The sequence below is a fragment of the Priestia sp. 40 genome (assembly GCF_049368575.1).
GTDB lineage: Bacteria > Bacillota > Bacilli > Bacillales > Bacillaceae_H > Priestia > Priestia zanthoxyli.
Genome location: NZ_JBMPZA010000005.1, coordinates 1116660 through 1131821, shown reverse-complemented (window position 1 = coordinate 1131821; position 15162 = coordinate 1116660). Strand labels below are relative to the sequence as shown.

The following is a 15162-nucleotide window of genomic DNA, read 5'->3' as shown; positions in this document are numbered from 1 at the left end:
GATTACATATTAATGTGAGGTGCCAACATGAATAAAGGGCAAAGACATATTAAAATTCGTGATATTATCACGAATAATGATATTGAAACACAGGATGAATTAGTAGATATTTTAAAAAACCAAGGTTTTAATGTAACACAGGCAACAATCTCTCGTGATATTAAAGAACTGCACTTAGTCAAAGTGCCTTTGATGGACGGGCGATACAAATACAGCTTGCCTGCAGATCAGCGTTTTAATCCCTTACAAAAGTTAAAGCGCTCTCTTATGGACGCATTTGTAAAAATTGATTCAGCCGGACATATGCTGGTGATGAAAACATTGCCGGGAAACGCAAATGCGATTGGTGCATTAATTGATCATTTGGACTGGGATGAAATATTAGGAACAATTTGTGGAGACGATACATGTTTGATAATTTGCCGTACTCCTGAAGATACGCAAATTATATCAGACCGATTCTTAGAAATGTTATAAAGGTGAGTGAAGCAGGTTGTTAGCTGAATTATCCATTAAAAACTTTGCGATTATTGATGAACTTTCTGTTTCATTTGAAAAAGGCTTAACGGTATTAACAGGCGAAACAGGAGCGGGAAAATCGATTATTATTGATGCCATTTCATTGTTAGTAGGTGGAAGAGGCTCTTCGGAGTTTGTTCGCCATGGAACAGACAGAGCCGAAATTGAAGGGCTTTTCTTATTTGATGAAGAACAGCATCCGAGTCACGAAAAAGCCAAACAAGTCGGTTTGGAAGTGGAAGATGGAATGATTGTGCTTCGCCGAGATATCACTACAAATGGGAAAAGTATTTGCCGTATCAATGGGAAGCTCGTAACGTTAGCTATCCTACGTGAAGTCGGACAGACGTTAATTGATATACATGGACAGCACGAGCACCAAGATTTAATGAATCAAGATCGTCACTTAACTCTTCTTGATCAATATGGAGGAGAAAAAGTAGAAGAGGCTTTGACGGAGTATCGAGAGGTATTTTCTAGATATACATCATTAAAAAAGCAGTTGGATCAATTAACTGAAAATGAGCAGCAGATGGCACATCGCCTCGATCTTATTCAATTTCAATTAGATGAAATCAAAGCGGCAAATTTGCAACTCAATGAAGACGAGGAACTAAATGAAGAGCGTTTGAAGATTTCCAACTTTGAAAAGATCTATACGTCGCTAAACGATGCGTACAATGCGCTGCACGGTGAACATCAAGGTTTGGATTGGGTAGGCGTAGCAATGAATCATACGGAGGATATTTCGTCACTGGAAAAAAACTATGCCGAAATTTCGGAGATTATTTCATCGAGCTTCTATCAGTTAGAAGACGCATCTTATAAAATTCGTCAGCAGCTGGATTTATTAGAATTTGATCCGAAACGCTTAGACTTTATTGAAGCGCGTTTAAATGAAATTAATCATTTAAAGCGTAAATACGGTCAAAGTGTAGATGAAATTCTAGAATATGCAGCGCAAATTGAAGATGAAATTGATCGTATTGAAAATCGAGATACGCACGTGAGCAAAATCAAAGAACAGTTAAACAGCGTAGCACAGGATTTATTAGTAGAAGCTAACAACGTTTCAGCTATTCGAAAAAAACTTGCTCAGGAGTTAACGGACAGCATCCATCATGAACTTCAAGAGCTGTATATGGCCAAAACCGTATTTCAAATTAAATTTTCTGTTGTGAATGCAGGGAAAAATGATGTTGAAGTAAATGGAGAGAGAATCAAATTCACTAAAGATGGTATTGATAACGTAGCGTTTTATATTTCTACCAACCCTGGTGAACCGTTAAAGCCTCTTGCAAAAGTAGCATCAGGAGGAGAGCTTTCAAGGATTATGCTGGCGTTAAAAAGCATCTTCTCTAAACATCAAGGTGTGACGTCCATTATCTTTGATGAAGTTGATACAGGCGTAAGTGGAAGAGTAGCTCAATCGATCGGTGAAAAAATACATGCCATTTCCGTTGATTCACAGGTTCTCTGTATATCTCATCTGCCGCAAGTAGCAGCTATGGCAGATACTCATCTCTTTATTGCTAAAGAGATAAAAGGTGATCGTACAACCACGTCTGTTCTTCCATTAACTCTTGATGAAAAAGTAAAAGAAATTGGTCGAATGATTGCAGGAGCTGAAATTACAAGCTTAACGAAAGAACATGCCAAAGAGCTTTTAGATTTAGCGGATAAGATGAAGCAGACCATTTAAAAAAAACACCTTTTAACACGTAACAGTATGTGTTAAAGGTGTTTTTTTATACAAAATGGAGGAACTGAAAATGTTTCCTTGCACTTCTTTTCATTTTTCTCTGAACTTCTGTTATAAATGCGCTCTAAGAAGGCTAAATTAAATGTGTAGCCATTTAGGCGAGGAAGCGAGGAGAGTGAAAACATGCAAAATCGATACAGACATATAATTGGTGCGATTCTCCTTGTTTCGTTCATTTTTGTAGGATTTATTCCAGTTGTGCAACAATATATACACATTCCAAAACAAATCGTCTTATTTGAACAGCAAAAAGAAAAAATTAATACGACACTACCGCTTAGCGTAGAAGCTTCATCACCTGTTTACGATGTAACAAGTAACAAGGCGAAGCTGACCGTAGCAGGCAAACAGGTAGGCAAAGAAGAGTTGATGCTTCATTTGGCCGGTATTCCTGTAAAGCGTGTAGACGTGCAGGTATTATCTGATTTTAAAGTCATTCCAGGTGGACAATCAATCGGTGTGAAATTAAATTCAAAAGGTGTTCTTGTTGTAGGCTATCATCAGGTAGATACAGCAAAAGGTAAAAAATCTCCTGGAGAAATTGCCGGTATTCAAGTTGGAGATATGATTACGAAGATTAATGGTAAAACCATTGAAAAAATGAGTGATATTACACCGTTTATTCAGCAGGCAGGAAAAACGGGTGAACCATTAAATCTGCATATTTTAAGAGAAAAAAAGCAGTTTGACACTAAGCTATATCCGTTAAAAGATAAGCAAGATTATGCTTACAGAATCGGTTTATACATTCGTGATTCAGCTGCAGGAATCGGTACAATGACTTTTTATGATCCGAAATCTAAAAAATACGGCGCTTTAGGCCATGTTATTTCAGATATGGATACAAAAAAGCCAATCGTAGTAGAAGATGGCCAAATTGTCCGTTCGACCGTCACATCGATCGAGAAAGGTTCTAACGGCGTTCCAGGCGAAAAGTTAGCAAGGTTTTCTGAAGATAGACAAATCATTGGAAATATTACACGAAATAGTCCTTTTGGTATTTTTGGAAAATTGTCTTCAACAATGGAAAACGGAATAATGGATAAAGCAATGCCAATTGCTCTATCTCATCAAGTAAAAGAAGGACCGGCTAAAATTCTAACGGTAGTAGATGATGATCAAGTGGAAGAATTTGATATTGAAATTATGAGTACTATACCTCAAAAGTTTCCAGCTACTAAAGGAATGGTTATTAAAATTACAGATCCTAAATTGCTAAAGAAAACAGGTGGAATTGTTCAAGGAATGAGCGGGAGTCCGATTATTCAAAACGGTAAAGTCGTTGGAGCGGTTACCCATGTTTTTGTAAATGATCCTACCTCGGGTTACGGTGTCCACATTGAATGGATGCTTAACGAAGCAGGAATCGATATTTATAAAAATAATCGAAAAAAAGCGAGCTAATGTTGTCATTAGTTCGCTTTTTTTGATAAAAATTATTGTCGTAAATGTACGAGAAAAACGTCGAAAAACAAAGAAAATAAGAGAAAATCGAATAAATTCCATTTAAAAGACTTTTTTCTAAAAAAATAAAGGAAATAATGTTGCATTGTCGAATTTGTCCTTTAGAATAAAGAATAGAGACACGTAGGAAACGACGTATAACATAAAGGACTGAGGAGGAAGCTGCATTGAAAAAAATTAAAGTATGCTTGGTTGATGATAATCGGGAACTAATTGGTTTGCTTGAAGATTATATTTCAGAGCAAGAAGACATGGAAGTAATCGGAGTAGCTTACAATGGACAAGAGTGTTTATCCATTTTAAAAGATAAAGATCCGGATGTTCTTGTATTAGACATTATTATGCCGCATCTAGATGGATTAGCAGTTTTAGGTCAGTTGAAAGAAATGAAAAAAGAAAATTATCCAAATGTCATTATGCTAACAGCATTTGGGCAAGAAGACGTAACGAAAAAAGCGGTCGATTTAGGAGCTGCTTATTTTATTCTAAAGCCGTTTGATATGGAAAACTTAGTGAATCATATTCGTCAAGTTAGCGGACAAACATCTTCATTTATGCAACGTTCATCTTCTTCCATGCGTTCACATCGCGACAGCAAACCAGCAAATTTAGATGCCAGCATTACGAGCATCATTCACGAAATTGGTGTGCCTGCTCATATTAAAGGCTATTTATATTTGAGAGAAGCCATTTCAATGGTATATAAGGATATTGAGCTGCTTGGGTCGATTACAAAAGTACTGTATCCTGATATTGCAAAAAAATATAATACAACAGCAAGCCGCGTTGAGCGCGCCATTCGTCATGCTATTGAAGTAGCATGGAGCCGAGGAAACATTGATTCCATTTCTTCATTATTCGGATATACTGTCAGCATGTCAAAAGCGAAGCCGACAAATAGTGAATTTATCGCCATGGTGGCGGATAAATTACGCCTTGAACATAAAGCGAGTTGAAAGGGATAGGACTGCTGGAATTACGGGGTTTTGAGTGAGCTGATACCTTTTGTAATACAGAGTACATGCCGATAAACTTTTGGAATTTACACTAGATAGTAAACTGAAAACCAATAAACTTTTTACTGCAGGGCCGATGAATTTTAAGAATTCATTGGTCCTTTTATTTTGTTTTAAGAGGTGAAAATATTGAGGTTAACGGAACGTGCATCTTGTTTTTCTTCATATCCATAGTGGTATATTTTATTGAAATAATTTATTTAATTGTTATGAGGGTTTTGTACTTGAAAGAAGATTTAGAAGATGCATTAAAAAATTTATCTGCGTATTTTAAATGTGATATGGATAAGTAAATGATAAAAAAAGCAGCCTTCAGAAAAGGCTGCTTTTTTTAATCCATTAATTTAGCAATCGGTTTTGAAAGGAACAGAACAATAATTCCAAGTACAATTGTCACAGCTCCGATTAAACTGAAAATGTCAAAATAACCTAACGACTGTGTATAAGATGCAAGAACACCCGCTAGCTTATTAGCAACAGCAGAGCTTGCCATCCATACGCCCATTAACAGAGAAGCAAGTTTTAATGGAGCCAGTCTACTTACCATAGACAACCCTACTGGTGAAATCATAAGCTCAGCTAGCGTGTGCAGGAAGTAAGTGAAAATCATAAACAGGATATTTACTTTTAAAGCTGGGTCATTACCAGTATACATAACGGCTGGAATTAAAATTAAGAATCCTAATCCGACTGTTACAAGTCCCATACCCATTTTTGTTGGTGTTTTAAAATCACCGCGTTTTGAATTTCCTAGCTTGTACCAAACAAGTGACATAATTGGTGCTAAAATCATGATAAACAGTGGATTCAATGATTGGAACCACTCTGTTGGAACCGTAAAACTACCGATTTGACGATCAATTTGATCTTGAGCATATAGCGTTAAAGAACTTCCAGCCTGTTCAAAAGCTGTCCAGAAAGCAATAACAACGAAAGCTAGAATAACGATAGCAACCGTTCTTTTCTTTTCTCGTGCTGTCAGCGGAGCAGTTGATGTTTGAGATGCTGCTGCATGAACTTTTCCTGTAGGCTCTTTCCCAATATCACCTAAATAGCGATTAGCCAGTAGGTTAAATAAAATTTGTCCAACAACCATTCCAATAGCTGCTGTTAAGAATCCGTATTTGTAACTCATTAATCCAACAACTAACGGTGCGAAAAATGCACCAAAGTTAATACCCATATAAAAAATAGTAAAAGCACCGTCACGACGAGGATCATTTTCTTCATACAGATCTCCGACTAATGTGGAGATATTTGGTTTGAAAAATCCGTTTCCGATAATTAGTAAAGCAAGTCCGATATACAAAGCGGCTACGCTTTGATGAATGAAGATGGAAAAATTCCCAAGTGCCATAATCACACCACCGATAGTGATGGCTAGTCTTCTTCCGAGGAAGCGGTCTGTTAAATATCCGCCAATCATCGGCGTAATGTAAACAGCACTAGTGAATGTTCCATATAAGCTCAGTGCAGTTGCTTTATCTACACCAAGACCACCTTGAGCAGCGGTAGCAGTTAAATAAAGAACCAGAATGGCTCTCATTCCATAATAACTAAATCTTTCCCATGCCTCAGTAGCGAATAATAAGTACAGTCCAGGAGGGTGTTTTTTCCTAGACTCATTTGGCTGCTGATTTTCGTGTTGTACAGCTGCTTGCATAATGAAGTCCCCCTAAAATTTTTCTCATACTATTTAATTCTTTTGTTTGAATTAATCAAAAAATCAGAATATAAGTACTGGAATAAATATAATGTATTTTTATTTTAGTAGAAAAACAATAATTTCGTCAATGAAATTATATGGAAAAATCAAAAAATAATTAAATATACACAAAAAAGTATTAAATTACTTATTTAAAAGCATTTCTAAAAATACATTTATATTATTAAATATTCTAATATATGTTATAGGGAATGAATCGAGAAGGTAATACTATTTTTGGAAATGAAAATTCGAAATAAAAAAGGATCTGTTATTCAGATCCTTTTTTATCTTCGTCCGCATTTAATTCAGCAAGTTTCTGCAGCAAAATATGCTGAGGCATATGCATTAATTGCTCGAGGGGGATATTTAATTGTTCCGCTAATTTTACTGCTGTATCCGGTGAAATTTGCAGTGGTCTCATACACAACGACCTCCTTTTGCATATAAAGTAATGAAAGTGAAAAAGTATAAACAGTAAATTCGTGCTTTCACTATTAAGTAATGCTAAAGTTAATAATAAGTGATAATAGAGGAGTTGAGCAAGTATGTTTGTAATAGGTCATCGCGGCGCAGCTGGAACGTTTCCTGAAAATACGATGATTTCCTTCAAAGAAGCAGCGAGAGTTGGCGCACACGGAATTGAGCTTGATGTGCATATGACAAAGGATGGGGAACTTGCTGTAATTCATGATGAAAAAGTAGATCGAACGACGAATGGAAAAGGGTATGTAAAAGATTTTACGTATCAAGATTTACAAAAATTAGATGCGAGCTATAAGTTCAAAAAAAAGTATGGGGTATGTAAAATCCCCATGTTAAATGAAGTAATGGAGTGGGCTTCAAGTGAAGGAATTAGTGTAAATATTGAGTTGAAAAACAATATATTTGACTATCCATACTTAGAAATGAAAGTTTTAGACTTAATTTATTTATACAAGATGAAGGATCGAACGATGATTTCATCTTTTAATCATAACAGCTTAGCCCGAATTGGTTCTTTGGATTCTACGATTGAAACAGCTATTTTATATTCTTATCCGATGTATGAGCCTTGGGTATATGCGCAGCATCTTGGCGCAAAAGCTCTTCACCCTAATCAGCGTACCGTGAATGAAGTAAATGTAGCCGCTTCGAAAGATTGTCAAATTCCAGTGCGACCTTACACAGTAAATGATGTAAAAGTAGCTGAGCAGCTTCGGAAATATGGATGTGAATCCATTATTACTGATTATCCTGAAAAAATGGTGAAGCAATTTGGGGGACGCTTTTCGTAAAAAAACATCGCATTAATGCGATGTTTTTTTATCTTTTTGAAATCTGTTTTGAACTTTGTTTCGCTTGCGGTCTCTGTGCAGAATAAAGCCAGCAACAAATCCAAGGCCGATTAAAAATAACAAAAGACCGACTGAAAATTGCAAAAATAAAGAAGGGAACGGGGATTGCAGGATGCCAAAAATCATATCTCTCATAAGTTTAATGCCATATCCAGCGAGTATACCAGGAATAAGTAAGATTAGCAGGGCAATAATTCGAACCATAGCTTCTCCTTTCGCTTCTCTTTTTTTAAAATGAATGCGTTTACATTGTGAAACCGTTATACTTGAATCATAAAAGAACTAAATAAATTGTCAAGAGGGTTTCTTTTTTTATATGATAGGTATATGCAATATTTTGCACGGAATATGTACATATTAAGTAGAAAAGGTGAAAAAATATGCAAAACGTGTTGATTGTTGGAGGAGGAAAAGGCGGATTAGCTATTCTGAAAATCTTGTTGGAAACCGAATTTATGAAAGTGATTGGTGTAGTAGACGTTCGAGCTAATGCGCCGGCTGTTTTGCATGCGCAAGAACAAGATATTTCAACCGGAATGAATTGGGAGCCTTATATGACAAAGCAGCTCGATGTCATTGTTGAAACAACAGGTAAACAAGGTGTCTTTCAACAATTGCAGAGAAGCAAACCTGCTGATGCACTGGTAGTGCCGGGATTGGTTGCTGAAATTATGGCCAATCTGATGGAGGAAAAAGAAGAGTTAATTCAGCGGTTAAAGCAAGAATCGTATAAATATGATCTTATTTTTAACGCGGCTCATGATGCGATGGTCGTGATTGATAGGAATGGATATATTACGCTATTTAATCAAAGTGCCGAGCGTTTGACGAACTTTTCATACAGAGATGTAATTGGTAAGCATCTTCATGAAGTCATTCCAAATAGTAAACTTGTCGATGTTCTTCATACAAAAACGATTGATCAAAATAGTGAATTTGTGTTAGATAGCGGACACAAGGTAATTACGACTAGAATACCAATACTCGACGAGAATGGAGAGCTGTTTGGGGCTTTTTCGATTTTTAAAGATATTACGGACGTTGTCGGATTGGCAGAAGAAGTTACGAACTTAAAAGAAGTACAAACGATGCTTCAAGCTATTATTCAATCTTCTGAAGAAGCTATTTCGGTTGTCGATGAAGAAGGAAGAGGGATTTTAATTAATCCTGCTTATACGAGAATTACGGGTTTAAAAAAGACGGATATTATTGGTCAGCCCGCGACTGCCGATATCTCTGAAGGAGACAGTATGCACATGAAGGTGCTGCAAACAAGGCGTCCTGTTCGAGGTGTAAGAATGAGGCTCGGTCCGAGTAAAAGAGACGTAGTTGTGAATGTTGCACCCGTTATTGTTGATGGAAAATTAAAAGGCAGCGTTGGCGTTATCCATGATATGTCTGAAATTCAAGAGCTTACAAATGAACTCAAAAGAGCGCGTCAAATTATCCGAACGCTTGAAGCTAAATATTCATTTGCTGATATCATTGGTCAATCTGAAGAGTTTCAGTTAGCAATTGAGCAGGCTAGACTTGCTGCTAAAACACCAGCCACTGTTTTGCTTAGAGGTGAATCTGGTACGGGTAAAGAGTTGTTTGCACATGCGATTCATAATGCGAGCAGCCGAAAGTTTAATAAATTCGTCCGGATTAACTGTGCTGCGCTTTCTGAGTCTTTGCTTGAAAGCGAACTTTTTGGGTATGAAGAAGGAGCTTTTTCCGGGGCAAAACGAGGCGGAAAACGAGGCGTTTTTGAAGAAGCCAATAACGGTAGCATCTTTTTAGATGAAATTGGGGAGCTTTCAGCTCATATGCAGGCTAAGCTGCTTCGGGTGCTTCAAGAAAAAGAGCTTATTCGCGTTGGAGGAACGACTCCTATTCCGGTGAATGTTCGCGTTATTGCAGCTACGAATGTGAATTTAGAAAAAGGAATGGCTGATGGAAGCATCAGACAGGACTTGTATTATCGGCTAAACAAAATTCCGATTCACATACCTCCTCTTCGGAAGAGAAAAGAGGATATTGGAGCGCTTGTTACACACTTAATTACAAAAATTAATCAAGATTACGGCCGGAACGTTGAAGGGGTAACAGAGGGGGCTTTACAATCATTAAGATCATACGACTGGCCAGGAAACGTCAGAGAGCTTGAAAACATATTAGGCCGAGCCATTATTTATATGCACTATACGGAAACAATGATTGATTCTGTTCATCTTCCTTCACTTGAAGGCAAGGGCAAAAAAGAAAAAAATCAGGTGAATGAAGAGGTAGTGTTCGAAGGGAAGACTTTAGCGCACATGATGGAAAATTATGAAGCGGAACTTATTCAAAAAGTGCTGCTTGCAAACGAGTATAACCGAACGAAAACAGCAAAACAGCTCAATATTTCCCTGCGTTCTCTGTATTATAAGTTGGAAAAATACAATCTTGCAAATAACAGCATGCAATAAAGTGCATGGTGTGCAATTTATTGCATATAAATAGAGAGGTATTCTTTTTTTCTGTTTGTCGTTAGAATCAATAAAAAAAATTTTTTGTGCGTAAGAACGGATATAAGCAGCTATATTATGTAATATATGCAGGGGATGGCACAAATCTTGCATGTATTTTAGGTGACTGTATAAATGCGCAGTATGCTCTTTAAAAAAGGACAAAAGAAAGAATGAAAAAGGAGAGGTCGAACATTCCATGACTCTTGCTACCATCTTATCTCGGGTTGCTAAGCAGTCTTCTTTGACTGTTGCTGTTGCTGCAGCTGAAGACTTAGAAACAATTGAGGCAGTGTATGAAGCTGTGTCAAGGGAAGTTTCTGAATTTATTTTGTTTGGCAACGAAACGACAATTAATGAATTATTCAGGCAGTACCGCCCATCCTTACTCAATCATAAGGCTGTGACGGTCGTACATACGGAGTCTGTTTTAGAAGCAGCTCAATTGGCTGTGCGTTCAGTTCAGCAAGGTCAAGCTCATATCGTAATGAAAGGGAATTTATCCACATCGCTTATTTTAAAAGCTGTGTTAAATAAAGAACATGGTTTGCGTACGGGAAATGTTTTATCACATGTAGCTGTGTTCGACGTTCCTCACTATGACAGTCCGATTCTTGTAACAGATGCAGCTATGAATATTACGCCATCTCTGGAAGAGAAAGTTCAAATCATTCAAAATGCGGTGAACGTTGCTCACTCGATTGGGATAGAGGTACCAAAGGTAGCTCCTATTGCGGCGGTTGAAGTTGTGAACCCTTTGATGCCTGCAACAGTAGAGGCTGCACTTCTTACCCAGATGAACCGCAGAGGACAAATTAAAGGCTGCGTTATTGATGGACCTTTAGCACTCGACAATGCCATTAACATAGAAGCAGCCAAGCAAAAAGGCATTCAAAGTGAAGTTGCCGGTCAAGCAGATATATTACTCGTTCCTGCAATTGAAACAGGGAACGTCCTATATAAATCCCTTATTTATTTTGCTAAAGCAAAAGTTGGAGCTGTTCTAGCGGGGGCTAAAGCTCCGGTCGTCTTAACATCAAGAGCAGATTCAGCAGAAAGCAAATTATACTCACTGGCGCTTGCTATTAGCGTCGCTCAACAGAATTCTTAGGAGGCACTAACAATGAAAATTTTTGACTATATGGAAACATACGATTATGAGCAGTTATTATTTTGCCAAGATAAAGATTCAGGCTTAAAAGCCATTATTGCGATTCACGATACAACAATTGGACCAGCTCTAGGCGGTACGAGAATGTGGACATATGAATCAGAAGAGGCTGCAATTGAAGATGCTCTTCGTCTATCACGCGGAATGACTTATAAAAATGCAGCAGCAGGCTTGAATTTAGGAGGAGGGAAAACGGTTATTATCGGAGATCCTCGCAAAGACAAAAATGAAGCGATGTTCCGTGCATTTGGCCGCTTTATTCAAGGGTTAAATGGTCGATATATTACAGCAGAAGATGTGGGCACAACGGTAGAGGATATGGATATTGTATATGAGGAAACGGATTATGTAACGGGTGTATCTCCTGCTTTTGGTTCATCAGGCAATCCATCACCAGTCACAGCTTACGGTGTATACCGAGGAATTAAAGCAGCAGCAAAAGAAGCGTTTGGAACAGATATGCTTGAAGGAAAAGTAGTAGCTGTCCAAGGTGTAGGAAACGTAGCATACAATTTATGCCGCCACCTTCACGAAGAAGGAGCGAAACTTATTGTAACGGATATTAATAAAGAAGCTGTTCAGCGTGCGGTAGAAGAATTTGGTGCGCAAGCAGTAGACCCGAATGATATTTATGGTGTAGAATGTGATATCTATGCTCCTTGTGCACTCGGAGCAACGATTAACGATGAAACGATCCCTCAAATAAAAGCAAAAGTTATTGCAGGGGCAGCTAATAATCAATTGAAAGAAACGCGTCATGGTGATTTAATTCATGAATTAGGCATTGTATATGCACCGGACTATGTTATTAACGCAGGAGGCGTTATTAACGTAGCTGATGAGCTAGTTGGATATAACCGTGAGCGTGCGCTGAAAAAAGTTGAAGGTATTTATGATAATATTGAAAAGGTAGTTGAAATCTCGAAGAGAGATGGTATTCCAACCTATCTAGCAGCAGATCGCTTAGCTGAAGAAAGAATTGAAAAGCTGCGTCGTTCACGCAGTCAATTTTTACAAAATGGACAGCATATTTTAAGTAGACGTCATACGCGCTAATGTTTGAGCTGAAGGCTAGGCAAAAGGAATAAATGAAATCCTTTCGACCTAGCCTTCGTTTATGAGAATGATAAGGTAGGAGGACATGTGTTGGATATGCACGAATATCGAATGCTGATAATAAATCCGGGTTCAACGTCCACAAAAATTGGCGTGTTTCACAACGATAAACCAATTTTTGATCGAACAATCCGCTACGATTCACAGCAAATGAATCAGTTTGAGACGATATATGCACAGTATGAGTTCCGTAAAAACTCGATTTTAGAGGCACTTGATGAAGAAGGGATTAATTTATCTAAATTAAGTGCAGTATGTGGAAGAGGAGGGCTTTTACGCCCGATTGAAGGCGGCACATACGAAGTAAATCAAGCCATGCTCAAAGATTTAAAAGACGGTTATGCCGGCCATCATGCTTCAAATTTAGGCGGAATTTTAGCGTTTGAGATTGCGTCTGGACTAAATATTCCAGCGTACATTGTTGACCCAGTGGTGGTAGATGAGCTAAGTGACATCGCTCGTATCTCAGGAACGCCTTTTATGGAAAGGAAAAGCATCTTTCACGCGCTGAATCAAAAATCGGTTGCTCGAAAAGTAGCTAAAGAAATGAATAGCACATATGAACAAATGAACGTTATTGTTACCCATATGGGTGGAGGCATTACAGTTGGAGTTCACAAATGCGGAAAAGTAATTGATGTGAACAATGGCCTGCACGGCGACGGTCCTTTTAGTCCAGAGCGCGCTGGCGGTGTACCGGTTGGTGAATTAGTTCGTCTTTGCTTTTCAGGTCAGTATTACCGCGAGGAGATTATGAAAATGCTTGTAGGAAAAGGCGGGCTTGTCGGTTATTTGGGCACATCTGACGTGCAGAAAGTCGAAGCGCTAGTGAAAAATGGAAACGAAAAAGCGAAGCTTATCTACGAAGCAATGGCTTATCAAATTTCGAAGGAAATTGGAGCTGCCGGTACGGTATTGCATGGAAAAGTAGATGCCATTATTTTAACGGGAGGCATTGCTTATTCAAAAGCCTTTGTTGAGCTGATTATTAATCATGTAAAGTGGATTGCAGATGTCATTGTTTATCCTGGAGAAAATGAGCTTCAAGCGCTAGCTGAAGGGGCTCTCCGAGTGCTTACAGGTGAAGAAGAAGTGAAGGAATATAAAGGCGCTTAATAGCGTTTGCAGAAAGGTGTGAAGCAGTGTGGCAAAAGAATATGATTTGGTCATTCTCGGTGGTGGAACCGGAGGGTACGTAGCAGCTATTCGTGCCTCTCAGTTAGGTCTATCGGTAGCGGTTGTGGAAAAAAATAAGTTAGGCGGCACATGCCTGCACGCAGGGTGTATCCCAAGCAAAGCTTTACTAAGAAGTGCAGAAGTCTATCAAACGGCTAAGAAAAGCAGTGAATTTGGCGTAGAAACGTCCAATGTACTATTGAACTATGCACGTGTCCAAGAACGAAAGTCAGAAATTGTTTCACAGTTACATAATGGTGTCAAGCAGCTAATGAAAAAAGGTAAAATTGACGTATATGAAGGAATCGGCCGTATTTTAGGACCTTCTATTTTTTCTCCTATGCCAGGAACCATCTCCGTCGAATTAAAAAGCGGTGAAGAAAACGAAATGTTAATTCCAAAAAATGTAATTGTTGCAACAGGGTCTCGTCCTAGAACATTACCTGGTTTAACGATTGACGGAGAGAAAGTAATCACTTCAGATGAAGCATTAAAGATGGAAACACTTCCTGCTTCTATTATTATTGTGGGAGGCGGAGTCATTGGAATTGAATGGGCGTCAATGCTCACAGATTTTGATGTTGATGTAACGGTTATTGAATACAGCGATCAAATTTTACCAACAGAAGATCAGGATATCTCCCGTGAAATGACGAAGCTTTTAAAAGCAAAAGGAGTGACCATTGTTACTTCTGCTAAAGTAATGGCTGATACACTGTCTATTGGTGGTCAGGTGAAAATTTCGGCTCAAGTAGGAGACGATATGCAAGAATATAAAGCAGAAAAGCTGCTTGTATCTGTAGGGCGTCAAGCGAATGTCGAAGGAATTGGTCTCGAGAATACCGATATTGTAGTAGAAAACGGTGTGATTGCCACGAATGATTTTTATCAAACGAAAGAATCTCATATCTACGCAATTGGAGATGTGATTGGTGGACTGCAGCTTGCACATGTAGCTTCTCACGAAGGAATTGTAGCTGTTGAGCATTTACATGGTGAAAAGCCTTTGAAGATTGATTACACAACAATCTCTAAATGCGTATACAGCAGCCCGGAGGCAGCAAGTGTAGGATTAACAGAACAAGAAGCAAAACAGCAAGGATTTCAGCTGAAGGTTGGAAAGTTTCCGTTTAAGGCTGTTGGAAAAGCTCTTGTATATGGAGAGGCAGAGGGATTTGTTAAAATTATTGCCGATGCCGACACAAATGATGTTCTTGGTGTGCATATGATTGGACCTCACGTGACGGATATGATTTCTGAAGCGGGTCTTGCAAAGGTATTGGATGCTACACCATGGGAAATTGCTCATACCATTCATCCTCATCCTAGCCTTTCAGAAGCGATGGGAGAAGCTTCATTAGCTGTAGATGGAAAAGCGATTCATTTTTGATGATTAAAGGAGGTTTA

Annotated in this window: 13 protein-coding genes; 10 read left to right on the top strand and 3 right to left on the bottom strand. The window is 38.3% G+C overall.

The features are described from left to right. The first annotated feature begins 27 nt into the window (after positions 1-27). The 4 genes from ahrC to spo0A all read left to right on the top strand — a co-directional run bounded on the left by ahrC (position 28) and on the right by spo0A (position 4701). Positions 28-477 (top strand): transcriptional regulator AhrC/ArgR, encoded by a 450-nt coding sequence (gene ahrC, locus ACO1DI_RS06905; RefSeq protein ID WP_013059136.1) that lies wholly within the window; start codon positions 28-30, stop codon positions 475-477. Positions 478-493: 16 nt separating this feature from the next. Next, positions 494-2221, top strand: coding sequence for a DNA repair protein RecN (gene recN / locus ACO1DI_RS06900; RefSeq protein WP_014458250.1), 1728 nt, complete (start codon positions 494-496; stop codon positions 2219-2221). 183 nt (positions 2222-2404) lie between these two features. Then, on the top strand, positions 2405-3685 hold the full coding sequence (gene spoIVB / locus ACO1DI_RS06895; RefSeq protein WP_028411587.1) for a SpoIVB peptidase: 1281 nt from the start codon (positions 2405-2407) through the stop codon (positions 3683-3685). 227 nt (positions 3686-3912) lie between these two features. Next, positions 3913-4701, top strand: coding sequence for a sporulation transcription factor Spo0A (gene spo0A, locus ACO1DI_RS06890; RefSeq protein ID WP_013084985.1), 789 nt, complete (start codon positions 3913-3915; stop codon positions 4699-4701). A 391-nt stretch (positions 4702-5092) separates the two neighbouring features. On the opposite strand, the gene ACO1DI_RS06885 is transcribed toward spo0A, so the two are convergent. Together ACO1DI_RS06885 and ACO1DI_RS06880 are read right to left on the bottom strand one after the other, a co-directional pair. Next, entirely contained in the window at positions 5093-6424 is a 1332-nt protein-coding gene (locus ACO1DI_RS06885; RefSeq protein WP_014458254.1) for a peptide MFS transporter, read from the bottom strand. A 313-nt stretch (positions 6425-6737) separates the two neighbouring features. Then, on the bottom strand, positions 6738-6890 hold the full coding sequence (locus ACO1DI_RS06880) for a YycC family protein (protein WP_080564743.1): 153 nt from the start codon (positions 6888-6890) through the stop codon (positions 6738-6740). 124 nt (positions 6891-7014) lie between these two features. On the opposite strand from ACO1DI_RS06880, the gene ACO1DI_RS06875 reads away from it, so the two are divergent. Beyond that, positions 7015-7743, top strand: coding sequence for a glycerophosphodiester phosphodiesterase (locus ACO1DI_RS06875; RefSeq protein ID WP_014458256.1), 729 nt, complete (start codon positions 7015-7017; stop codon positions 7741-7743). Positions 7744-7755: 12 nt separating this feature from the next. Here the strand turns inward: ACO1DI_RS06875 and ACO1DI_RS06870 are convergent, their stop codons facing one another. Then, on the bottom strand, positions 7756-8007 hold the full coding sequence (locus tag ACO1DI_RS06870) for a DUF2627 domain-containing protein (protein WP_013059128.1): 252 nt from the start codon (positions 8005-8007) through the stop codon (positions 7756-7758). Between the two features lie 176 nt (positions 8008-8183). On the opposite strand from ACO1DI_RS06870, the gene ACO1DI_RS06865 reads away from it, so the two are divergent. The 5 genes from ACO1DI_RS06865 (at position 8184) to lpdA (ending at position 15145) form a co-directional block, all read left to right on the top strand. Beyond that, positions 8184-10253 carry a sigma-54 interaction domain-containing protein gene (locus ACO1DI_RS06865; RefSeq protein WP_014458257.1) on the top strand — a complete coding sequence of 690 codons (2070 nt, stop codon included), beginning with the start codon at positions 8184-8186 and terminating at the stop codon, positions 10251-10253. Positions 10254-10419: 166 nt separating this feature from the next. After that, on the top strand, positions 10420-11403 hold the full coding sequence (yqiS, locus tag ACO1DI_RS06860) for a phosphate butyryltransferase (protein WP_226555545.1): 984 nt from the start codon (positions 10420-10422) through the stop codon (positions 11401-11403). Between the two features lie 12 nt (positions 11404-11415). Then, on the top strand, positions 11416-12519 hold the full coding sequence (bcd, locus tag ACO1DI_RS06855; protein ID WP_013059125.1) for a branched-chain amino acid dehydrogenase: 1104 nt from the start codon (positions 11416-11418) through the stop codon (positions 12517-12519). A 96-nt stretch (positions 12520-12615) separates the two neighbouring features. Continuing rightward, positions 12616-13695, top strand: a complete 1080-nt coding sequence (buk, locus tag ACO1DI_RS06850; RefSeq protein ID WP_014458259.1) for a butyrate kinase — start codon at positions 12616-12618, stop codon at positions 13693-13695. Positions 13696-13723: 28 nt separating this feature from the next. After that, entirely contained in the window at positions 13724-15145 is a 1422-nt protein-coding gene (gene lpdA / locus ACO1DI_RS06845) for a dihydrolipoyl dehydrogenase (RefSeq protein ID WP_423145179.1), read from the top strand. Positions 15146-15162: the final 17 nt, after the last annotated feature.